This is a genomic window from Antarcticimicrobium luteum (assembly GCF_004358185.1).
GTDB classification, from domain to species: Bacteria; Pseudomonadota; Alphaproteobacteria; order Rhodobacterales; family Rhodobacteraceae; genus Antarcticimicrobium; species Antarcticimicrobium luteum.
Window position 1 is genome coordinate 1 of the sequence record NZ_SMUV01000051.1, and the last position, 22,307, is coordinate 22,307.

The following is a 22,307-nucleotide window of genomic DNA, read 5'->3' on the forward strand; positions in this document are numbered from 1 at the left end:
TATGCCGATATGCTGCGCCGATCTAACCGCAACGCAACAGGTTGTAAGGGTCGGCGCGGCATAAACCGGAGCGCGGCATTATGGGAATTATGCCGACATCGGCATAAGGGTCATGCCACGAAAGCCCCCCATCGACTGAACCGCGATTTCGGGCTCTCGAAGTTCGGCAACACTTCTTACGCACGCGAAGAGATCGTCGCCGAACTGACCTCGGTTTTTTTGGGTCAGACACTCGGCTTCACGGCCCATACGCTCGAGATGAATGCCGCATACCTGCACAACTGGTTGCGTGTCCTTCGCTCAGATAAGGGCGCGATCTTCCGCCACGCCGCGGACGCGCAACGTGCCTGCGACTATCTGATCGCACGGTCGGAGACGGGCAGGGCAGGGAGCAGCGCCGAGGCCGCCTGACCACAGACAGAACGGAGACGCCCATGTCACGCAAGGAACCCAAGACCCTGCGGGTGGCCTGCTTTGAAGATGGCCACCGCAAGATCATCACCTTCAAGCACGGTGCCTATTGGTGGAGCGCGTCCGAGGGCGCCTATCCACTCTCGGCAGCGCTCGAGACCATCAAGGAACAGGGTGGCTGGGTCGAAACCATCCCCAACCCGAATTACAGACCTAAGGGGCTGTTCGGGTAGCGCTCCTTCTGCTTCGGTCCTTGCGCCAAGCGGAAAAGAAAAAGCGGGCTTTGGGAAGGGTGTTTCAACTTCTCAAAGGAGATTCCCATGTCCATGACCGTTCAACCCCAGCCAGACTGCCCGGATCCGAGTGTGATCGCCGCGCAGAACGACGCGTTTCGCAAGCTCGCATGCCTCGGGGTGCCGCCGGTGCAGCCCATACAGGGCCGGATGCATGTCACCCGCTCGCTCATGGAGGCTGGCGACGGCTTCATGGCCGAGGCGGTGAAGGCAACTGGCGAGTTTGCCACGTTCGAGCCTGAGAATGACCCTGAAGGCTGGCACGATTTCGGGTCGGTCACGGTCCGCGGCGAGACTGTGTTCTGGAAAATCGATCTGTATGAAGCGGATTCCGACTTTCGCTACGGGGCCGAGACCCCGGACAACCCCACGACCACCACGCGCGTGCTGACCATCATGCTGGCGCGCGACTGGTAGAAGGGCAGGGGACGCTTCCTCCTGACATCGCAGCCGATGAAGGCCCACTGACCCTTCAAAGGGAGAGATGCCGTAATGGGGCTGTCGGCGAATCGGACATGTTTCGCTTGTTTGTCAGCATGATGTGGAGTGCCGTTGCCCTTGATGCGCCTGCAGCGCGTCTACGAGGTCGTATGTTTCCATGCGCCTCAATTCCTAAGAATAGAAGGGCAACGACATGAATGTATTTATCGGATTGGATGTATCTCTGGCAAGCACGGCGATTTGTGTGCTGGGGCCACAGGGGAGGATTGTTGAAGAATTACAGGCGGAGAGCGAGCCTGAGGCATTGGTACGTGCAATAGCGTCATTGTCATATTCGATCGATGCGATCGGGCTCGAAGCCGGACCTTTGTCCCAATGGCTGAGCAAGGGAATGGAAGAAGCTGGCTTTGACGTGGTCATGATGGAAACACGATTGGTGAAGGCAGCCTTGAAAGCCATGCCGATCAAGACCGACAGGCGCGATGCCCAGGGCATTGCGCGCTTGCTTCAAATGGGATGGTACAGGCCCGTGCACCGCAAATCTGTGTCCTCCCAGGAAATCCGCGCGCTGCTGACGGCGCGCAAGTCAGTTCAGCAGGCCATCATCAACCTTGAGCTTTCGATGCGGGGTGTTCTGCGAAACTTTGGCATGAAGCTGGGGCATGTCACCCGGATTAGGTACGAGGCCCGGGTGCGGGAACTGGTTGAGCAGAATGAGATCCTGTCCGCGTCGACTGAGGCTCTTCTGCGCGCGCGTTCCCAGTTGCGCGCCGAGTTGGCTGACTTGGATGCCAAAATCGCGGGTCTGGCAAAACACGACGATGTTTGCCGTTTGATGATGACGATGCCGGGTGTCGGTCCGATCGTCGCCCTGACAGTCAAATCTGCCATTGATGATCCGACCCGCTTTGCGCGGTCGAAGGATGTCGGACCGTGGGCGGGGCTTACGCCAAGGCGCACGCAATCCGGAGAGATGGACATCGTTGGACAAATCACGCGAGCCGGTGATCGCGGGCTTCGAACCGCGTTGTATCAGGCGGCGATGATCCTGATGCACCGCGGAGCACCAAACTGGCTTCAGGCCTGGGCACTCAGAGTGGCACATAGGCGTGGATCGAAACGGGCCTTGATAGCACTCGCTCGGCGCATTGGGGTTGTTTTGCACCGCATGTGGCGGGACGGCACACCGTTCCGCTATGCACAGAGCCCTACGGCAACGGCCTGAGCAAAATAATTCCAGACCTGGTTAGACGGAGGAACGCACTGCACCTGACGACAGGTACGACGAGGTCCCTTGCCGGGACGAGGTTCCTGGAGATGCCGGAGGCCCGCAAGTTATCAGCAACTGCTGAATACGCGGGAAAGATGGGCACCCAGGACCAGATTTGGACCAGGCATAGAGTGGCAGCTTTGAGGCTGACTACGGACGGAAGAACGAAGCCCGGGTAGGGGGTGTCCCTCAGTCCTGACGTGCGGATGCAGTGAAAAAGAAAAAGTAAGCTTTTGAATTTGTGTCTTAAACCTGGTGAGGAATGAGATCTTCGCCGGAATTTGTGACTTGCCCGAAACCCTTGACAGAGGCCCGCCCCATTACGGAAGTGGGCCTTTTGTCGTGGTGATCCCCGAAGCCGGGGATTGGTCACGCGCGTGAAGGCGCGGGCCACACCTCACCCACCTGGAAGGATACCCCATGACCACAGGTTTCAAACCCCTCTCCGTCGCTATCGGCGATCTGACAGCTCACCCCGCAAATGTGCGGAGTAACTCCCCGGAAACCTATGATCCCGAAAACATCGCGCATCTGAAGGCCAGCATCGCTGTTTTGGGTCTGCTTCAGCCGCTCCTTGTCCAGAAGCTCGACGGCAAATATGCCGTGCTCGCCGGTGGCCGGCGCCATGCCGCGCTGAAGGAGCTGGTCGCCGACAAGGCGGCGAAGGGCTTCACCGCGAAGACCAAGGTGGACTGCCGTCTTGTGCCAGAGGATTGCGATGTCACCACGGCCCTGTCGCTTGCTGAGAACATCACCCAGGCGCCGATGAATGCCATCGACGAGTTCGAGGCCTTCGCCCGGATGATGGAAGTCGACGGCCAAACGCCCGAGACGATAGCCAAGACCTTCGGCACCACGGTGGCGGCCGTGAAAGGCCGGTTGCGCTACGGCCTGATCCACCCCGATATCCGCGCCGCGGCCCGGGCCAAGACGATCACGCTCGACACGATGAAGGCCTTTGCGGAGCATCCGAGCCAGGAGGTGCAGCGCGAGGTCTATGACGCGCTCACCAAGGAAGACAGCTATCTGCAGGCCTACACCGTCCGTCAGGCGCTCAAATCGCGCGGGGTGCAGGTCAGCGACGACATCGGTACCTTCGTGCGCGAGGAATACGAGGCCCGTGGTGGGGCCATCGCAGCCGATCTCCTGGAAGAGCATTCGGTGCTGGAAGACGCTGCGCTGGTCGAAACCATCCTGCTCGAGAAGCTCGCGGCCGCCGCCGAGGAGGCCCGCATAAAGCTGGGCTTTGCCTGGGCCGATGCCATGGTCCGCTACGATTACGCGACCAGGGCCGACTATGGCCGCGTCTATCCCGGCCCGATCGAGCCGGATGAGGCTGCCCAGAAGCGCATCGATGAGATCACCGCCGAGCTTGAGCAGCTTCAGCTCGAGATGGAGGATGAAGGGCTCGAGGATGACGCCTACAATGCCCTCTACGAACGTGTGGACGCTTTGGAAGAGGAGGCTCGCGATCTGCAGGAGGCCTACAGCGCCGAGGACCTTGCCCGCGCAGGCGTGATCGCGTCGTGGCAGGGTGGGCAGATCACGCTCCATGTGGGCCTCGTGCGTCCCGAGGACACCGTCAAAGAGGAGGGCGCGCGCGGCTCCTCGGCTAGCCCGACCGGGGAGGAGGCCCCAGACGCCGGCGAAATCACCTATCCGGCCTCACTGGCTGAGGACCTCAAGACCGAGCGAGCCATGGCGCTTGGGGCCGCGATGGCGCTGCATCCGGAAGCTACGCTCGATCTGACGCTCTTCAAGCTGGTGAGCGACGTTCTGGCCAGCGGCATGAGTGTCACGCAGGCGATCAAGATCGATGCCCGCAAGGAATACCGCAGCCATGCCAAGATGGACGAGATCGACGCAACCTCGCTCGAGCAGGTGGCGGCGGCGCATGAGGCGCTTGATCTGTCCTGGCTCGATGACGCCCGCGCGCCCGCTGATCAGTTCGCGGCGTTTCGCGCGCTCGATGCAGGGGAGAAGGCCAAGCTCGTGGCCTATGCCACAGCCAGCACCACGCAGTCCTGCTTCGCGCGGGACCGCCAGCGCGACAGCCTGATGCATAAGTTCGAGATTGAGATCATGCCCGACATCCGCGCCCACTGGACGCCGAATGCGGCGCTCTTCAACCGCTTCAAGAAGGCCTGGCTCTTGAAAATCCTCGGCGAAGATCTGGGTCTCGCCCAGGAGGCGGTGACGCTCGCCTCGTCGAGCAAGAAGGAGATCGTCGCCTTCTGCGACAAGCTCTTCGCCGAGCCTTTCGCGACGCTCACGGACGCGCAGCGCGCTGCTGTGGCCGCCTGGTGCCCGCCCATGATGCAGACCGCCGGCGTCGCCTGTGATGAGGCGAAGCATGCCTCGCAATCTCCCGAGCCTGACAGCGAGATCGCGCAAGCGGCCTGAGTCCTCACGCGACCCGCGCGAGCCATGACGCCTGCGCGGGTCGATCTTCTCATACCCAACCGAAAGACATCCCCATGGCTATTCTCAAGTTCTCTGCGTCCGCAGTTGCGGCGCAAATCGCCCATGCGCGCGCCTGCAAAACCTTCCTGCCCAACTGGAACGGGCCCGTGGACAGGCCCGCCCTGATCCTCATCGTCGGCAATGGCGTGCATCTGCGCTCGAACGGGATCGATGGCACGACCACCCGCATCGTCACGACCGAGCAGGCCGATCCCTCCTTCGCCTTCGCCGATGGCATGAACCCGTTTCGGGACACCGACTGGATGGCGCAGCGCCGCATGGCGTTTCGTGATCTGACCGGCCAGTTCTACACCGACATCCTCGAGGATGTGCAGCTGCTCATCGACCGGGGGCGGGGGGCCATCCGACTCGCCACCGATGGCCACAGCATCCGTGTCTTCGTGCGCCGGGCCTCGGACTATCTCATCGGCGGAACCTACGAGGTGCCGTCAGGTCTTGGCGGTACCTTCCGGGTCATCCTCAAGGATGCCTGCGACACCTTCGCAATCGTGCAGAACTGCGGCAATTGCGAGGATTTCGACGCCATGCAGCCCTACCGCGTGCCGCTCGATGCGCTGATGGAAACCGATGACCAGAGGGTGGCGTAACGCGCCCTTTCTCAAACACACATCGCCAATACCCTTCCGGGCCTGCGGTCCTCTCGGGACATTGGCGACAACAATTTTCCCAAACGAGAGAAAGGACTCTGAAATGGGTTGGCTCTTCTACACCGACGGCCGCGTCAAATCCTACGCGGATGAGAAAGCAGAGATCACCCGGCTTTGCACCTTTGAGGGCGACACGCGCAAAGCCGAACTGGTCAAGGCCTGCAAGGTCGGTTCCACGTGGTATGCGGCGGCAAGGGTCACGAACCGCGACGGCACTTCTGTCGAGGATGCGACCTATGTCACCGATGCGGACGGCTCGATCACATTCGGGGCTGTCTTCCTCACCCGATATGATGACGGCTGCTGGGGCTACAAAGACATGGAGGAAAGTGCTGGCCCGAACGAGTGTCGTGCTCCCCTTGGGCTGATCGAGCTTCTCTCCAACCTGAAAGACCCGGACAGCTACGCCCATGCCTGGCGCCAGCGCTGCCGGGATTGGGCTGCGATCCCGGACTACGAGGAAGGCGACAAGATCAGGCTCGCGACCCCTGTGACGCTCACCGATGGCAGCACCTGCCATATCGTCACCGCGACCCACTACAGGCGCGGGCGGCAAAAACGCCGCTGCTACCGGATCGAGGAAACCGGCGCGCTCGTGCGCCTGTCGAAAGCGACGCTTGCGGGCTCGGAGCTGCTCAGCTCCGCGAAAAGTGCGGCCAGTCCTGTGCTGGCGGAGTATCTCGCGGGGCGAGAATAGGTGCTGCGCTGGACAGCTCATCGACCTGCCCGGAGACAGCAGATCCTGCGGCTTATCTTGACAGGACAATGCAAATGCATTACCTATCACGGGCAGCAAAGACCCTTTTCTTTCAGGAACCTGCCATGACAACGCTCGCACAAGAGGTCTCGAAACTCACGAACCGGTATCAGACGACCGTGCCGGCGGGTGTGCGCAAACAGCTCAAGTTGGGTAAGGGCGACCAGATTCGTTACTGTACCGAGCCGAGTGGCAGGGTCTATATCGAGCCCGTGCGCAGCGACGAGGATGATCCCGCGCTCGGCGCCTTTCTCGATTTTGTCGAGGCCGATATCAAGGCGCATCCGGATCGCATTCGGGCGTTCGATGGGGCTTTGCATGGCCGTCTTGCAGCACTGGTCGGAGACGTTGAGGTCGATCTCGATGCGCCGCTATCGCCCGAGGATGAATGAGCGGCGATAGCGTGCCCGCAGGGGCGCCCCTTGTCGTAAACGGATGGTCGATTTATGCGCATCCGCTCTTTCTGGACCAGCTCGAAGGGCTGATCGAGGAAGTTGAAGCGCGCAAGGCACGCGATCCCAAGAACTGGCGCAGGAAAAATTCCACGAAACGGCTGGCCGCCATCTTCAAGCTGGTCATCGAGGCCATACCGGCAGATCCGGGTGCCGCCGCCTACCGGCAAGGCAGCACGCTCGGGGATCACCGCAAGCACTGGTTCCGGGCGAAATTCTTCCAGCAGTATCGGTTGTTCTACCGCTTCAACAGCGATGCGAAGGTCATCGTGGTGGCCTGGGTGAACGACGATAAGACCCTGCGCGCCTACGGCAGCAAGACGGATGCCTATGCGACGTTCAAAGGGATGCTGGAAGATGGCAACCCACCTGACAATTTCGACGCGCTCTTGAAAGAGGCGGCGGAGGCGGACAAGCGGTTCGAGACGTCTCTTGAAGCGGCACCCGATCGGTGAGTGGCGAACCTTACGGCCTTGCCGTTTACGGCGCCACTGTGGGTGATGTAGCATCGACCCATAGCATAGTCGGAGAAAGCGCAATGGACCCAACGGGTAAGGAACAGCCGCACCTCGGTCTCGAGGAGCATTTCCGTGGCGGCTGATGTCAATTCGTATGACGCGTGGTTTCGCGCGCAGGTGCAGGAAGCGTTTGACGATCCAAGCCCCGCAACGCCCCATGCCAAGGCGATGCAAGACGCCCAGGCCTTGATCGAGGCCAGGCGCCAGCAGAAATCTTGACCTTGGACTGGTCTTGCGTATATACATTCGTATAATCAATTGAGGCCTGCTATGATCGAAGCTAAGATCCGCAAAGTCGGCAACTCCGCCGTCATGACGCTCAGCACCGAGATGCTGGCGCTGCTCGATGCCAAAGAGGGCGATACCCTTTACGCGGTGCGCACGGATGATGGCGGGCTGAAACTGATGACGGAAAACCCCGAGCTGCAGGCAGCTCTGGCCGCGGCCGAGATCGTCATGGATGAGAACCGCGACCTGCTCCAAGCCCTTGCATGAGCGACTGGATCTGGGTCCCGCTGCCCGCCTTGCACATCATTCACGATCGCCAGATTGCCCGCCATGGCGGTGCGTCTGGAACCCGGGACCCGGCGCTTCTGGAAATGGGATGCGCGCGGGCGCTGAACCGAGCCGTCTATGAGGATGCGGACCTGTTCGACATCGCAGCAGCCTATGCCTACGGCATTGCCAAAGCCCATGCCTTTGTCGACGGCAACAAGCGCACCGCCTTCGTGGCTGCCTTCACCTTCCTGCGCCTGAACGGAGTGTTTGTTCGGCCAGACCCAGGCATGGGGGTGCGGCAGATGGAAGATCTGGCGTCAGGGGACCTGACGGAAGCGGCCTTTGCCACCTGGTTGCGTGACTTGGCTCGGGACGGCGGCGCGGGCTGATAGATCCCCACTGAAAAGCGAAAGTGGGCTTTTTGTCCTTTGGAACTCAGACCCTGATCCAAAGGAAAATCCCCATGACCAAGCCCAAACCGGCGAACCCGACTCTTTCAATCTCCGACGCTAACCTCACCTCTGCGCTGGCGCAAATCGGCGCGGAGATCGACCAACAACCCCTGCGCAGCTCAGCGCTCGCGCGCATCATGCGCGAGACGTTTCTTGGCAGTGATGCCGGGGGCGCCTGGGACTGGCGCATGGCCTACGACCTGATGCAGGCCGCGGCCGTCCAGGTGCTGCTGCGTGAGGCCTGCACGGCAGGTGACATCGCCGCTGCAAGGCTGCTTGCCTCGCGGCTGCTGACGGAAACTCGCCGCTCCGAGCAGCAGATCCGGCTGCAGCAGTTTTCCACACCGTTGCCTTTCGCGGCGCTGGTGGTGCGGGCGGCTGCGATCCGCAAGGGCGAGACCGTGCTGGAGCCCTCGGCGGGCACCGGTGCCCTGGCCGCTTTCGCCGCCCGGGCCGGTGCCACGCTTTTGCTCAACGAGATCGACCCCTTTCGCAAGAGCCTTTTGCGCGCGGTCTTTGGCGGCGAGGTGACAGGCCATGACGGCGAGCATATCGATGATTTGCTGCAGACGCCGGTTCTGCCCGACGTCGTGGTGATGAACCCGCCCTTCGCCTCCTCGGTCGATCGCTCCCGGGACAAGCACATCGCCGCGAAACATCTCATTGCGGCTGCAAAGCGCCTGGCACAGGGTGGGCGGCTGGTGGCGATCATGCCGCCGGGATTCACGCCCGAACGCGATGCCGCGCATTGGTCCCGCGCTTGCGGTCTCCTGAAGCCGCGCTTGGCCCTCACGATGCCGGGACAGGTTTACCGCAAGCTCGGCACCTCTGTGGAAACCCAGCTCATGGTCTTCGACAAGGTGCAGGAGGACGGCGAGATGATCCGCGCCAGCGTCAGGGACTTGGATGAAGCCCTTCCTTTTGTCGACGCCGTGGCCGCAACCCGGCCCGAGGCGCGCCCCGCCCAACGGGCTGCGACAAACCCTCATGCGCGATCGGTCGGTCCAGTACCTGTCACGCGCAAGCGCCCAGTTGCCACAGTCGCCGCCTCCAAACCCCGCGCCAATGCTGCCATCCCGCTCAGCTTCACAAGCTTCGATGTCCCCCGCGACAACACGCCCGTCTCGGACATCTATGCGCGCTACCGCCCACAGCGGATCGAGATCGCGGGTGCGCAGGAGCATCCCACGCCGCTGGTCGAAAGCATCGCCATGGCTTCCGTGGCGCCGCCCGTGCCTTCTGGCGCGGCCAGTGCGGAATTGCGCCTGCCTGCCAGGCTGATCGAGGATGGGCATCTCTCCGAGGCGCAGCTCGAGACCATCATCATGGCCCATGATGCCCATGGGCGTGATTTGCCGGGTCGGTTCACGATCGATGACGACCAGACCAAGCTCACCCGTGCCGATGGTGACCCAGACGCACGTGCCTATCGCCTCGGCTACTTCCTCGGGGATGGCACCGGCTGCGGCAAGGGGCGCGAATGCGCCGGGCTCATCCTGGTGAACTGGCTGGCCGGTCGCAGGAAGGCGATCTGGGTCTCCAAATCCGCCACGCTCATCGAGGACGCGATCCGTGACTGGACCGATCTCGGCGGCTCGCCTGCCGACATTCAGCCGCTTTCCAAATGGAAACCGGATCAGCCCATCCCGATGGGTGACGGTATCCTCTTCGTCACCTACGCCACGCTGCGGTCCGCGGGCAAATGCGGCACCACGCGGCTGAGCCAGATCCTTGACTGGATGGGCGAAGACTTTGAGGGCGTGCTGGCTTTTGATGAAGCCCATGCCATGCAGAACGCCGCAGGCTCCGAGCAGGGCAGGGGGGTCAAACCCTCCCAGCAGGGCCTTGCAGGCTTGCGGCTGCAACTGGCAGCACCCCGCGCTCGCGTCTTCTACATCTCGGCCACGGGTGCCACGAGCGTGCACAACCTGGCTTATGCCGCGCGTCTTGGTCTCTGGGGGCAGGGCCCCGAATATCCCTTCCCGAGCCGCGAGAGCTTTGTGTCGGCCATGGAAGCTGGTGGTGTCGCCGCCATGGAGGTGGTTGCGCGCGATCTCAAGACGCTCGGGCTCTACACGGCCCGCGCCCTCAGCTTCGATGGGGTGGAGTATGACGTGCTCGAACATGCGCTCACCCCGGCCCAGATCGAGATCTACGATGCTTATGCGACCGCGTTTCGGACGATTCACCACAATCTCGAAGCTGCGCTGACTGCGACCGGTGTCAACGATGCCTCGGGGGAGACCAATGCCTCGGCCGCACGCGCCTCGGCCAAGTCCCGGTTTGAAAGCACGAAGCAGCGCTTCTTCAACCATCTCCTGATGGGCATGAAAGCTCCAAGCATCATCCGTGCCATCGAGGACGATCTGGCGGCGGGCAACGCTTGCGTCATTCAAGTGGTTTCGACAGGCGAAAGCCTGCTGAAACGCCGGCTTGAAACGATGGACGCAGAAGACGAGCTCGTCGAGGGTGCCCTGACGCCGCGCGACTATGTTCTGGGCTACCTCGAACAGGCCTTCCCGATCCACGCGCAAAAGCTGGTCGAGATCGACGGCAACATGGTGGCGGAACCTTTGCGGGATGAGACCGGCGCGCTTGTTGTCTCGCGCGAGGCGCTCGCCCTGCGCGATGCGGCCATGATGGAGTTGATGACGCTCGCTCCGATCCCTTCGGCGCTCGACCAGATCCTCTGGGCCTTTGGCGACGAGGCCGTCGCTGAAGTCACGGGTCGGTCCATCCGGCCCCTCAAGGCCGTCGACGGCCATCTCTTCATCGAGAAGCGCAGCCTCAGCAGTAATTCCTCCGAGACCCAAGCTTTCATGGATGGCGAAAAGGATATACTGATCTTCTCCGATGCAGGTGGCACGGGCCGCTCCTATCATGCGGCACAAACGGCGAAGAACCAGAAACGGCGGCGGCACTATCTACTGGAGCCCGGCTGGCGCGCGGACGCGGCCATCCAGGGGCTGGGGCGCACGCATCGCTCGGCGCAGGTCAGCGCGCCCTTTTTCCGGGTCTGCACCTCGGATGTGCATGGCGAGAAGCGGTTCACCTCGACGATCGCCAAACGCCTAGACCAGCTGGGGGCCTTGACCAAGGGCCAACGTGAGACCGGCTCGCAGGGCATGTTCCGGGAGGAGGACAATCTCGAAAGCCCGATCGCGCGGGCGGCTCTGCGTGGGTATTTCGCCGATCTTGCCGCCGGGCGCGCCGAGGCGATGAGCTACGAGAGCTTCACCGATTGGACAGCCCTGCGGCTGATCGACAAGGACGGTGTGCTGCTTGAGGAGCTTCCGCCGATCCAGCGGTTTCTCAACCGGGTGCTGGCGCTGCCCATCCACATGCAGAACGCGCTCTTTGCGGAGTTCATGCGCCGGATCGCTGATCAGACCGAACGGGCGCGCGCGGCGGGCACACTCGATCTTGGCGTGGAAACCCTGCGTGGCGAAAGGATCGAGCAGGTTTCCACCGAAGACCTCTGGACCTGCCCGAAATCCGGCGCCGTGACGCGGATCATCGGGCTCGAGGTCACCGACCCGGTGCATGTGCTGGGCGCCGAAGAGGCGCTGTCGCGCAATCCCGACAAGCTACCGATGGTCAATCGCGCCTCGGGCCGCGCGGCGCTCATCTCGGCCCGCCCTATGCAGATGTATGACGAGGATATCGTCACCCTCATGCGCAAGGCAGTGCGACCCAACGGGTCGAGCTATCTGGAGGAGACGCGGTTCGAGTCCTCCGCCTGGGAAGAGATCGGCAAGCCCGAGTTTGCAGGGCTTTGGGATGAAGAGGCCGCGTCCTTGCCGAAAACCACCACGACCAAGCTCTACCTGCTGACCGGGCTGCTGTTGCCGATCTGGAAGGACATTCCGACCACGAATGAACGCATCTACAGGGTCACGCCTGACGGAGCGGCCGCGATGATTGGGCGCACGCTGAGCGAGGAAGGGGCGGCCGCGCTGCGCGCCCGCTTCCTCGTCTACAACCCGCAAACACCGCAAGAAATGCTGACCGCCGCCCTCGGCACCACTGCCCAGGTCGATCTGGGCCGCGTCCTGACCCTGACCCGCCGTCGGGTGGCAGGCGAGATGCGCCTTGAGTTGGGTGGAGCGGATCGGGGCATGATCGAGGGTCTCAAGGCCCTCGGCTGCTTCACCGAGATCATCGCCTTCCAGCTGCGGGTGTTCCTGCCGCATGGGGACGGGATCGACACGGTCAGCATTCTGGCCCGGATCGTGGGGCAGCTGCCAGACGCCGCTCCATTGGCAGCAGAATAGGGAAGGGGGGAAGTCATGACTCTCGATGACATCAAGGCGGCCGTCGATGCCGGGCAGACCGTGCATTGGGCCAATGCCGGCTACATTGTCCACAAGGACAGCCTCGGCCACTACCTGATCACCTACGTGCCGAACGGTAGCACCATCGGGCTGACCGACCGGAGCGGCCAGCGGTTGAACGGGGAGGAAGCAGAGTTCTTTATCGCAGGACCGGAGGGTGGCGACGAGAAGAGCCAGGACAGGCAACCGAGACCAGACGGGCAGGGGAGGGGCGTCATACCCGGCGGGGAGGTGGCACAGTCTCTCAGGCGCCAGCGCTGAACTGAAGGTTGGGAAGAAAGGAAAGCGAGCTTTCTGGTTTGTGATCCCACGAGGGGTCGAAAAAGCAATCCCGGATGCGCTGACAAGGACGTCAGGCACCGGCCAATCCAAGAAGGAACTCTCCCATGTTCGCAGGAACCCTCACCCGCAACGTCGAGACCGCAGCCGCCGAATACACCGGCATGATCCATTCGACGCGCTTTGACATCGCCATCCAGCTCGAAACCCGCCCGAAGATGTCCGAGCGCAGCCCGGATTTTGATGTGACGGCAATCAACAAGTCGGGCCGCAAGGTTCGCATAGGCACGGCCTGGAACGAGACCGGCAATACCAGCGGCAACCCCTACATCTCGATGCAGCTCGATGTCGGCCTCGGCCCGTTCCGCGTCAATGCCGTGCAGACGAAGGAAGCTCGGGCGGCCAAAAGCGGTGAATTCGAGATCATCCCGCTGGTCTCGAATGGCCTGATGAAGTCCGGCTCGATCTCGGGCGAGCTCACCGCCATGGACGCTGACAACGCCTTCACCGGCTACATCGCCAACATGATGTTCGATCTGGAGTTCATGCTGATCGAGAACAGCTATAAATCTGAGGAGACCCACCCTGACTACCGCATCGAGGTCAGCTCGCCCAGGGGCACACCGATCCGCGTCGGCTCGGCCTGGATGGCAAAGAGCAGCCGCACGGGCAATGACTACCTGTCGCTTCTGATCAACACGCCCGATGGCGACCTGCGTGTCAACGCCGTCCAGAACTTAGAACAGCGCGGTGGCCAGACTTTCTCGATCATTCCGTTCATCGACAGCGGTGATCAAGCGCAAGACGCGGGCGCGGGGCTGTCGCTGGTTGCGTGATCAGCGCGCGAGGTGAGACGATCTGAACCGAAAGGGGAGCCGTGGGATCACGGTTCCCCTTTTTCCGTGCTGGCCTGATTGAATGAGCCTAGCTTACATTGCAGACGTTCGTGTCGCCCGCAGCCAATGCAACCGAAGAGCCCAACCTGTGAATTCGTTGTTCTCGCTGCGTGCGCTCGCAGCGAGAATCTTTCTGCAATGGCGTTGACCGCCGTGTCGCACAGCAGCAAGAAAAGGTGCCATTCGTGTTGGGCACAGAAAACTGAGGATTGCTACTTAGCAGTTCGCGAACACTGCATTCATCGAGCTGATACCCCGACGATCAAATCGCGTGAACCCTTATTTGCGTGACTCAAATCGCTTGAGATGTTTGCATGTCGGTTTGTTTCCCCTGCCGGGTTCATGATCGCTCGCACATCTCGACCCGCTGGCAGGCAACGCAGAGGGCGCGAGGAACACTCAAGATGGCGTTCCACGCAACCTGATCTCTGTCTCAAGCATCAGGCCAAGAGCATTGAGACGCTCTGCGACAACGCGGCTTAAAGCGCCAGCATTTGTCTGGCTTCTGCCGCTGTTGCCACCGGGCGCTCATATTGCCCACAAAGATCAACGACCTGCCGCACCAGAGCGGCATTCGACGGAGCCAAAGTATCACGATCAAGCCGAATGTTGTCTTCGAGCCCCGTGCGGCAATGGCCACCCGCCTTAACGCACCACTCGTTGATCTCAAGCTGATGCCGACCGATGCCCGCAGCGCACCAAGGCGCGTCCTCGCCAAAGAGCCGTTTGACCGTGTGAATGTAGTAGTCAAAGACATCGCGGTCGGCGGGCATGGCGTTCTTCACCCCCATGACAAACTGGACGTAGGGCGTGCCCTTGAGCGCGCCTTGCTCGGACATTTCCTTGGCTTTCAGGATATGGGAAAGATCAAAGGCTTCGATCTCGGGTTTCACATCGTAGGTGATCATCTCGGAGGCCAACCATTCGACCAGATCAGGCGGGTTCTCGTAAACGCGCGAGGGGAAGTTGTTCGACCCGACAGAAAGCGACGCCATGTCGGGGCGTAAAGAGAGCATTCCGCCCCGCGTCTTGCCCGCGCCCGAGCGACCACCTGTTGAAAACTGGATGATCATCCCGGGGCAGTGCTTTTCGATCCCTTCCTTGAGGCGCGCAAATTTTTCGGGATCCGAGCTTGGGCTCTGATCATAATTGCGCACATGAGCATGAACAATACTTGCCCCCGCCTCAAAGGCCTCGTGGGTGCTTTCCACCTGCTCGTCAACCGTGATTGGAACGGCAGGATTGTCTTCCTTGCGCGGGAGCGATCCTGTGATCGCAACGCAGATGATACAGGGTTTGTTCATAGGGAGAGGACCTTCTTCAAAACGCGTGTAAGCTCTGCTTTGGGATCAGCGGCAAGCTTATCACATCGCCAAGCCACGTGATGGTCAGGGCGAACAAGGATGGCGCCCGTATCGCTGATCTCCGACAGGCGCGCCCAATCTCCTGTGTGGTCAACAAAAGCCTGCCGCGGCCCGATGACATGGCATCTGATGGGCGTGTCCATCTGCGCCGCAGCATCGGCCCAAGCCTGCCCGCCAACACCTGTGAGCAAGGTAAACTGCCCGCGGCCGCAAAGATCGAGCGTCGAGTGCTGTGCGCCATTCGCATCGAAAACCCAAGCGTGCGGCAGCCGCGCGCCGGGCCATGTAGTCGGCGCATAGTGCAGTTCGCAATCGCGCTCGAAGTCAGGCTCGGGCTGGCCGTCCGTCTGCGTTGCCGATGAGGTGTAGCGCTGGTTCATCTCCACGCCATGCGCATCAAATTCGTATTTCTTGAAGGCAATCGCCTCTCTCAGGGCCTTGCGCTGCGCCTCGGCATCAGGCCCCGCCTTGCAGCGCGCATCCATATTGGCGCGGATCTTGTCGTGATCAACGCCGCCATCCATGCCAAGCGCCTCGAAGATCGGGCCGAACTCACCGATCGACTGGTTCGCACGGGTCACGATCTGCTTGGCCACGGGCGCTCGCTCTTGCGAATAGCTTTCGAGAAGCCCCTCACCTGCTTGGCCCTTGATTACCATCGCCAACTTCCATGCCAGATTGAAACCATCCTGGATCGAGGTGTTTGAGCCAAGCCCGTTTGACGGCGGGTGGCGGTGCGCCGCGTCCCCCATGATGAAGACGCGTCCCTTTTGCATGTGGGTCGCATACATGTTGTTCACCGTCCATGTATTGGCGCTCAGGAGCTCGATCTCGAGCTCGGGATCGCCCACGAGTTGGCGTGCAACTTCCGTGGCAAAGGCCTCGTCAACCTCAGGCGCAGGCTCGTTGATGTCATAGCCCCAGACGATCAGCCATTCGTTCCAGGGGCGCACCATGCGCACCAGCCCCATGCCGATCCCGCCCACATCCGCGCCGGGCTGCATGACCCAGTAGAGAACCGAAGGGCGATGCGCGACATACTTTGAAAGATCTGCGCGGAAGAGGATGTTCATCGAGCCGCCAACGCCCATTTCGCCTTCAAACGGCAATCCCTCCAGCTCAGCCACCTTCGAGTTACCTCCATCCGCGCCGATGAGATACTTGCAACGGATCGTGATCTTCTCGCCTGAAAGGCGGTCAAGGCATGTGGCCGTCACGCCGCTTTCGTCTTGTTCATGATGCAGATACTCGGTCGACATGCGCGCTTGCGTTCCGCGGCGGCAAGCGGCACCAAAGAGAATCGGCTCCATGAATGTCTGCGGCAGGTCGATCATATGCGACGGAGAGGCCAGCTGATGCTCGGCGCGGCTGAGAGGGTGCTTACCCCAGCTTTTCATGCGCCCGATCTCTTCGCCCGCAAGGCTTTCGCAAAACACATTCTCGCCCATCAAATCCTGATGTGCTCCGTGCAAATAAGCTTCGGCCTCTACTTCGTGTCCGATGTCGCGCAAAACTTCCATGCATCTTTGGTTGGTGATGTGCGCTCGAGGCGTATTTGCCAGCCAATGATAGCGGTTCACCGCCATATTACTGATCCCATAAGACGACAACAGCGCAGCCGTAGCCGAACCCGCAGGCCCTGTGCCGATAATGAGCACATCTGTTTCGATTTTTGTCATCGTTCCCTCCCTATTTCCTCTCCACCCACTGCATTGCATGTCGGGTCAGTTTATCGCAGAATAAGCGCCTACCCGAAGGTAAGGCGTCCATGACTGCACAAAAACGTTCCGATGGCCAAACAATCAGCCGCGCCGTTGCCATCCTTCAAGCCCTTGCAGAGCGGCCTGGAGCATCGTTCGGCCAGATCGCAAAAGCAACAGACCTTCCGCGCTCGACCGTCCAGCGCCTGATCGGCGTTCTCAACAAAGAAGGCCTTGTGACCAAAGCCTTCGGGCAACAGGGCGCCTATCTTGGAATGGAACTGGCCCGCCTTGGCTCGCAGGTGCGTATCGACGCACGCGCCCTGCTCAAACCCTTCATGGAGGACCTGCACGCCGAGATCGGTGACAACATCGACCTGACAACGCTCGAAGACGGCCGCGTTTTCGTGATTGAGCAGATCGCCTCGAACGAAGCGATCCGTGTCATTTCCTATGTCGGTTTGCAGCATCCCGTTCATGCGACCGCCAATGGCAAAGCACATCTTTCGATGCTGGACGAAGCCGCGGCTCTGGAGTTTATCGGCCCAAGCCCGAAAGCCTTTACCGCCAAGACGACAACAGACGGCAAAGCTTTACTCAAAGAGCTGGCGGACAGCCGCAAGTCGGGGCTGTTCGTAGACAATGAAGAATATGACGAAGGCGCGAGCGCCATCGCCGTGACGCTTCCGCAGATTGGAGGCAAGGATTTCGCCCTATCCATTGCCATGCCGAGCGCTCGGATGGAGCGCCAGCGTGAGAATGTGAAAGCCGCGCTTTTGTCTCTTCGGGCGAAGGTGACAGAAGAATACGGGCGCAGCATCTAACGCTCACCTCCGAACCCGATAGCCAACGGGAAATATCGAGAAATCATATCGGCTGACAAGCAACCCCCAAAGCCCTTTGGGCGCGGCCAGCATGATACCGATCGCCATGGCGCCAAGGATCATCAGGTAGATTGCACCGAGATCGGCTAGGAATTCTCTGAGGAGGAAGAAGAGCAAGGTCCCGATGATCGGCCCTTCGATCGTCCCGATCCCGCCAATGACCACGATGAAGATCACAAAAACTGTCCAGTCATTCACGCTGAAAGCCGCGTCTGGCGAAATTCGGAGTTTGGTGACGAAAATCAGCGCGCCAATCATCGTCGTCACGGCCGCGGCAGCGACGTAGACAAAGAGCTTGATCCGGCCGATCTTGACACCGAGCGAAGACGACGCGACTTCATTGTCCCGGATCGCCGTCAGTGCGAGACCTACGCGGGACCGCAAGAGAAAGTAGACCAATAGGATCGCTCCCACGCAAAGAGCGAAAGCTGTAAAGTAGATGAGCATTTCGCGGTCAGGTTTGCGGCCTAAATCTCGCATGACGGCGACGGGAATAGACAGCCCCGAGCCGCCCCCGACAGAAGACATCTGCGCTGCGGAAAGGCGGAAGACCTCTGCCACGACCCAGGTGCCAATGGCAAAGTATGGGCCTTTGAGGCGGAAGACGAGCCATGCCACTGGGATTGAGATCAACGCACCAGCAACGCCTGCAACGGGGATCGACCAAAGAGGGTTCATCCCCAGAAAGAGGACGCAGGAGAACATGAGATAGCCCCCCAAACCTACATAGGCATGCTGACCCACTGAGATCAGACCAGCGTAACCTGCCAAAAGGTTCCACATACTGGCGAGCGCCAGATAAAAGAGGATCTCGGTGATCAGGCGCAAGTCAGCAGAGCCTGCCCACCAGGGCGCAGCACCGATATACACGAGAAAACAGAGTGCCAGAATACCTGCGATGCGGCTGGCCTGAGTCGAACGGGTGATCGTCGCATGTTGCATCAGTCGATCCTCGGGAAAAGGCCGCGCGGCTTTACGGCAAGAATGACAAGAAAAGCGATGTGGCCCGCCAGAAGCTGCCAACCAGGATCAATCTGTGCACCGATGCCTTGCGCCACGCCAAGGATGATCCCGCCGATGAGCGTGCCCCACAGGTTGCCAAGCCCGCCGATGATGACCGCCTCAAACCCAAATATCAGGCGGCTTGGCCCCATGAACGGATCAAAGTTGGCGCGGATGGCCAGGAAAACCCCGGCGACAGCTACAACCGCCATGCTGAGCGCCATCGCCCAGGCAAACACCTTGCGATTGTCGAGCCCCATGATCTGCGCAATCTCTCCATCATCCGATGTCGCGCGGAAGGCACGGCCCATGGAGGTTCGATAAAAGAGAAACTGAAGCCCAGCGATAATCGCCACCGCTGCGACGAAGGTCAATAAGGGCATGTAGCCGATATCCACCCCCGGCAAAACGGGAATACTGCCAATCTCTAACGCACCTGCATTGAGCTTTTGGCTGTCTGCGGAGAAGGTCGTCAGCAGAACATTCTGCAAAATGATTGAGAGCCCGAAAGTCACAATCAGTGGTGGCAAGATATCGTCGCCAAGAACGCGGTTAAGCAGGCCGAGTTGTATTGCATAACCGATGGCTGCCATGAGCGGGACAACTATGACGAGGCTTAGAAGGGGATGCAGCCCTGTCATGGTGATTGTCACCATGGCAAGATAGGCTGCGCCGACGATGAAATCACCATGGGCGATGTTGACAAGGCGCATGACCCCGAAGATCAGCGAAAGCCCTGCCGCAAAGAGCGCATATAGCCCTCCGATCAGCACGCCTTGCACGATGACATTTATCCATTCCATGGTTCAGGTCCCAAAATACGCGGCCGAGATTTCATCATGCGAGAACGCATCCGACTGGCCTGAAAGTGAAATTCTGCCCTCAAGCATGCAGACGAAATGATCGCTGACCTGCATCGCCCGGGTGACATCCTGCTCGACAAGTATGGTTGCCATCCCTTCGCCAAGTATCTTGGGAAGCAGCTCGTAGATGTCCTTGATGACGACAGGGGCAAGACCGAGGCTAAGTTCGTCAAGCAGCAAAAGCTCCGGGTTCGACATCAGTGCACGGCCGATCGCCACCATCTGCTGCTGGCCGCCAGACAGGCTTGTCGCTGGGTAGTCCTTACGCTCTTTAAGGATCGGGAACACATCATAGACCTTTTGAAGGGTCCATGGACCCGGCCGCCGGACATAGCCGCCAAGGATAAGGTTTTCTTCAACCGAGAGAGACCGGAAGAGCCGCCGCCCTTCTGGAACCATGGCAATCCCCATTTCGGTGATGCGCGCGGGGCTGAGCCCCGCGGTTGTCTGACCTTTGAAGTTGATCGTGCCCGAGCGCGGCCTGACCATGCCGCAGATCGACTTGAAGAGCGTAGACTTGCCTGCCCCGTTTGAGCCGATAAGCGATAAAAGCTCGCCCTGTTCGATCGTAAGCGATATACCGTGTATCGCCTGGGCATTGCCATAAAAGACTTCAAGGTTCTGAACTTCGAGGATGCTCTCGCTCATGCTGCATCTTCTCCCATATAGATCGATTTGACCTCTGGAGAGTTCATCACGGTTTCAGGATCGCCCTCTGTCACCTTGCGGCCGAAATCAACCACGACAAGCCGTTTGGCAACCGACATGAGCGCATGCACCACATGTTCGATCCAGATGATCGTGACCCCTGTTTCATGCACTTCCCGGATCGTGTTGAGGAGCGAGACACATTCGCTGTCTGTGAGGCCGCCAGCAATCTCGTCGAGCAAGAGAAGCTTCGGGTCTGCCGCCAAAGCGCGCGCCATCTCAAGGCGTTTGCGGTCCAAAAGCGTGAGTGATCCCGCAAGCTGGTTTGCCTTGTCGTCCATGCCCGTCTTATCCATGATCTCAAGCGCTTGCTTGCGCGGATCAAAGCTTGAGCGCCCGAACGTCGCGCCAACGAGGATGTTTTCGTATACCGTCATCCCGACAAAAGGGTGCGGCACCTGAAAACTGCGCGCAATTCCCATCTGACACCGCTTTGACGCGTCCATTTGTGTCACCATCTCGCCATCAAACCACACCTCGCCATGGTCCGGTTTGACCGTACCCGTGATCTGGTTGAACAGGGTGGTTTTGCCTGCCCCGTTGGGGCCTAGGATACCCACAAGGTCCCCTTGCTCCACGGACATGGAGAAATTTTGCGTCACCGCCAAAGCCCCGTAAGACTTTTGCAGATCCTGAAGATCAAGAAGTGTCATCGCGCTGTCTGCGGGCAGCCCAAGCTGCCCGCGTCCTTTTCAGAAAGGAGGATACCTGTCGGCTATTAGCCGATCAGTTTCATTTCGCCGCCAACGGGGATGTTCGGCGCTTCGGCGTTGTTTGTCACGACAAGCTCAGGCGCGCCGCTGTCAAGCTGCCACTGACCGGCAACAAGCGGTGTGCGCACCACATTCTTGACGGGGTTCTTCGCGCCACCATTCCAGGCGATGTTGCCCACGATCGTATCGAGGTTCGTCGCCGCGAGAGCCGCCGTGTTGGCATAAGGATCGTCCAGTGCCTCCGAGCGCTTCGCCACATCGGCAGCGATCTCAAAGAGAGCGTGCACGAAGCCGATGGGCTGCGTCCAGGGGCGACCGCTTGCGGCTGTATAGCCATCCGCAAGCTGCTTCGCCGTCTCGCCTGTGAGGCTTGATGCGAAGGGGTGCGACGGTGTCCACCAGATTTCGGTGGTCAGCCCGTCGCCGCGCTCGCCGAGGCTTTCGATAACCGACGGGAAGAGCAGCGCCTTACCGATGGTGACAACCTTGGGGTTGAAGTTCTGCTGTGCAGCCTGGCTCCAGAAGGTCGCAAAGTCTGGCGGAATCTGGTTGCCTGTGACGATCTCACAACCCGCCTCTTTGAAGGCCGCGATCTGACTGGAGAAGTCGTTGTTCATCACCTGATAGCGGCCAGGGTCGATCACATTGTAGCCGCGCGCGGCGAGGGGCTTGGGCAGACCGAGCTCGGGATCGCCCCATGCGTTTCCGTCAGCGTCATTGGGGAAGAGGCCGCCCACGTTCTTGGATGAGACCCCGCTGTCATCCCAAAGGTTCAGGAAGTTCGCAATCACATCTTCAAGGCCCCAGAAGAAGTGATAGGAGAACTCGAAGCCTTCGGCAGGGTTGCCGTTGCGGCCGAAGAAGTAGGGCTGCCACGGTGCGACGGTCGTCACACAAGGGATCTCGTTGAGTTCGCATTGGTCGGCAACAGGGTTGGCCGTGTCAGGCGCGCCCGATGCCACGATCAGGTTGGCGCCATCGCGCTCGATGAGCTCGACAGCAACCTCGGCAGCGCGGTTCGAGTTGGACTGTGTGTCCTTGTAGATGATCTCGATCTCGACAGGGCTGCCGTTATTCTCGATCCCGGCCATCGCGGCCTTGGCAGCATCCATGATGTACTGGTCAGATTCCCCGAAGCCCGCAAGCGGGCCCGTGGCTGGGTTCACGAAACCAATGGTGAATTTCGATGATTGCGCACTGGCACGGCTCGCGCTCAGAATCGCGGGGGCCGCAAGAAAGGCCGAGCCGCCCCTCATAAATGTGCGGCGGTTCATTGCATTGAATTTGGTCATTTTTTCCTCCCTATCGGTCGTCCTCATCGACCGTGTTATTGGCTATTCC

General features: G+C 60.5%; 23 protein-coding genes. 16 read left to right on the top strand and 7 right to left on the bottom strand.

The features are described 5' to 3' along the window. From E1832_RS04525 to E1832_RS04595, 15 genes are all read left to right on the top strand, one after another. On the top strand, nt 1-411 hold a 411-nt coding region (locus tag E1832_RS04525; protein ID WP_245513820.1), incomplete at its 5' end, for a zincin-like metallopeptidase domain-containing protein. A 23-nt stretch (nt 412-434) separates the two neighbouring features. Further along, nucleotides 435-644: a DUF6330 family protein gene (locus E1832_RS04530; RefSeq protein WP_133358547.1), complete on the top strand. Its 210-nt coding sequence runs from the start codon at nt 435-437 to the stop codon at nt 642-644. Between the two features lie 87 nt (nt 645-731). Then, nucleotides 732-1,121 carry a DUF3768 domain-containing protein gene (locus E1832_RS04535; protein WP_133358548.1) on the top strand — a complete coding sequence of 130 codons (390 nt, stop codon included), beginning with the start codon at nt 732-734 and terminating at the stop codon, nt 1,119-1,121. A 217-nt stretch (nt 1,122-1,338) separates the two neighbouring features. Continuing rightward, nucleotides 1,339-2,370 carry an IS110 family RNA-guided transposase gene (locus E1832_RS04540; RefSeq protein ID WP_133358549.1) on the top strand — a complete coding sequence of 344 codons (1,032 nt, stop codon included), beginning with the start codon at nt 1,339-1,341 and terminating at the stop codon, nt 2,368-2,370. 465 nt (nt 2,371-2,835) lie between these two features. Continuing rightward, the gene (locus tag E1832_RS04545) at nt 2,836-4,818 is read left to right on the top strand and encodes a ParB/RepB/Spo0J family partition protein (protein WP_133358550.1); all 1,983 of its coding nucleotides are present in this window, start codon (nt 2,836-2,838) and stop codon (nt 4,816-4,818) included. Nucleotides 4,819-4,892: 74 nt separating this feature from the next. Next, a complete protein-coding gene (locus E1832_RS04550; protein WP_133358551.1) occupies nt 4,893-5,486 on the top strand; it encodes a regulator in 594 nt (197 codons plus the stop codon). A gap of 103 nt (nt 5,487-5,589) precedes the next feature. Further along, the gene (locus E1832_RS04555) at nt 5,590-6,243 is read left to right on the top strand and encodes a DUF6927 domain-containing protein (RefSeq protein ID WP_133358552.1); all 654 of its coding nucleotides are present in this window, start codon (nt 5,590-5,592) and stop codon (nt 6,241-6,243) included. 125 nt (nt 6,244-6,368) lie between these two features. Then, entirely contained in the window at nt 6,369-6,695 is a 327-nt protein-coding gene (locus tag E1832_RS04560; RefSeq protein WP_133358553.1) for a type II toxin-antitoxin system PrlF family antitoxin, read from the top strand. Continuing rightward, nucleotides 6,692-7,210 (top strand): type II toxin-antitoxin system YhaV family toxin, encoded by a 519-nt coding sequence (locus E1832_RS04565; protein WP_133358554.1) that lies wholly within the window; start codon nt 6,692-6,694, stop codon nt 7,208-7,210. The genes E1832_RS04560 and E1832_RS04565 overlap by 4 nt, the downstream gene beginning before the upstream one ends. Before the next feature lie 135 nt (nt 7,211-7,345). Continuing rightward, complete coding sequence (locus E1832_RS04570; protein ID WP_133358555.1) at nt 7,346-7,492, top strand: antitoxin PaaA2 family protein; 147 nt, start codon at nt 7,346-7,348, stop codon at nt 7,490-7,492. A 51-nt stretch (nt 7,493-7,543) separates the two neighbouring features. Continuing rightward, nucleotides 7,544-7,768: an AbrB/MazE/SpoVT family DNA-binding domain-containing protein gene (locus E1832_RS04575; RefSeq protein WP_108693368.1), complete on the top strand. Its 225-nt coding sequence runs from the start codon at nt 7,544-7,546 to the stop codon at nt 7,766-7,768. Next, nucleotides 7,765-8,160: a type II toxin-antitoxin system death-on-curing family toxin gene (locus E1832_RS04580; RefSeq protein WP_133358556.1), complete on the top strand. Its 396-nt coding sequence runs from the start codon at nt 7,765-7,767 to the stop codon at nt 8,158-8,160. Before E1832_RS04575 ends, E1832_RS04580 begins: the two co-directional genes overlap by 4 nt. A 74-nt stretch (nt 8,161-8,234) precedes the next feature. Then, nucleotides 8,235-12,497, top strand: a complete 4,263-nt coding sequence (locus E1832_RS04585; RefSeq protein ID WP_133358557.1) for a strawberry notch family protein — start codon at nt 8,235-8,237, stop codon at nt 12,495-12,497. 15 nt (nt 12,498-12,512) lie between these two features. After that, nucleotides 12,513-12,818 (top strand): hypothetical protein, encoded by a 306-nt coding sequence (locus tag E1832_RS04590; RefSeq protein ID WP_133358558.1) that lies wholly within the window; start codon nt 12,513-12,515, stop codon nt 12,816-12,818. 125 nt (nt 12,819-12,943) lie between these two features. After that, nucleotides 12,944-13,672: a DUF736 family protein gene (locus tag E1832_RS04595; RefSeq protein ID WP_133358559.1), complete on the top strand. Its 729-nt coding sequence runs from the start codon at nt 12,944-12,946 to the stop codon at nt 13,670-13,672. 539 nt (nt 13,673-14,211) lie between these two features. On the opposite strand, the gene E1832_RS04600 is transcribed toward E1832_RS04595, so the two are convergent. Both E1832_RS04600 and E1832_RS04605 read right to left on the bottom strand, forming a co-directional pair. Beyond that, the gene (locus E1832_RS04600; RefSeq protein ID WP_133358560.1) at nt 14,212-15,036 is read right to left on the bottom strand and encodes a 3-oxoadipate:acetyl-CoA acetyltransferase; all 825 of its coding nucleotides are present in this window, start codon (nt 15,034-15,036) and stop codon (nt 14,212-14,214) included. Next, nucleotides 15,033-16,775: an FAD-dependent oxidoreductase gene (locus E1832_RS04605; protein WP_133358561.1), complete on the bottom strand. Its 1,743-nt coding sequence runs from the start codon at nt 16,773-16,775 to the stop codon at nt 15,033-15,035. Before E1832_RS04605 ends, E1832_RS04600 begins: the two co-directional genes overlap by 4 nt. 89 nt (nt 16,776-16,864) lie before the next feature. Between E1832_RS04605 and E1832_RS04610 the strand changes: the two genes are divergently transcribed. After that, nucleotides 16,865-17,620 carry an IclR family transcriptional regulator gene (locus E1832_RS04610; RefSeq protein ID WP_133358562.1) on the top strand — a complete coding sequence of 252 codons (756 nt, stop codon included), beginning with the start codon at nt 16,865-16,867 and terminating at the stop codon, nt 17,618-17,620. Nucleotides 17,621-17,623: 3 nt separating this feature from the next. Here the strand turns inward: E1832_RS04610 and E1832_RS04615 are convergent, their stop codons facing one another. The 5 genes from E1832_RS04615 to E1832_RS04635 form a co-directional block, all read right to left on the bottom strand. Beyond that, nucleotides 17,624-18,622 (bottom strand): branched-chain amino acid ABC transporter permease, encoded by a 999-nt coding sequence (locus E1832_RS04615; RefSeq protein ID WP_133358563.1) that lies wholly within the window; start codon nt 18,620-18,622, stop codon nt 17,624-17,626. Further along, complete coding sequence (locus E1832_RS04620; protein WP_133358564.1) at nt 18,622-19,485, bottom strand: branched-chain amino acid ABC transporter permease; 864 nt, start codon at nt 19,483-19,485, stop codon at nt 18,622-18,624. The genes E1832_RS04615 and E1832_RS04620 overlap by 1 nt, the downstream gene beginning before the upstream one ends. A gap of 3 nt (nt 19,486-19,488) precedes the next feature. Continuing rightward, nucleotides 19,489-20,193: an ABC transporter ATP-binding protein gene (locus E1832_RS04625; RefSeq protein ID WP_133358565.1), complete on the bottom strand. Its 705-nt coding sequence runs from the start codon at nt 20,191-20,193 to the stop codon at nt 19,489-19,491. Beyond that, a complete protein-coding gene (locus E1832_RS04630) occupies nt 20,190-20,906 on the bottom strand; it encodes an ABC transporter ATP-binding protein (RefSeq protein ID WP_133358566.1) in 717 nt (238 codons plus the stop codon). Before E1832_RS04630 ends, E1832_RS04625 begins: the two co-directional genes overlap by 4 nt. Nucleotides 20,907-20,971: 65 nt before the next feature. Beyond that, nucleotides 20,972-22,258: an ABC transporter substrate-binding protein gene (locus tag E1832_RS04635; protein ID WP_133358567.1), complete on the bottom strand. Its 1,287-nt coding sequence runs from the start codon at nt 22,256-22,258 to the stop codon at nt 20,972-20,974. Nucleotides 22,259-22,307 lie beyond the last annotated feature (49 nt).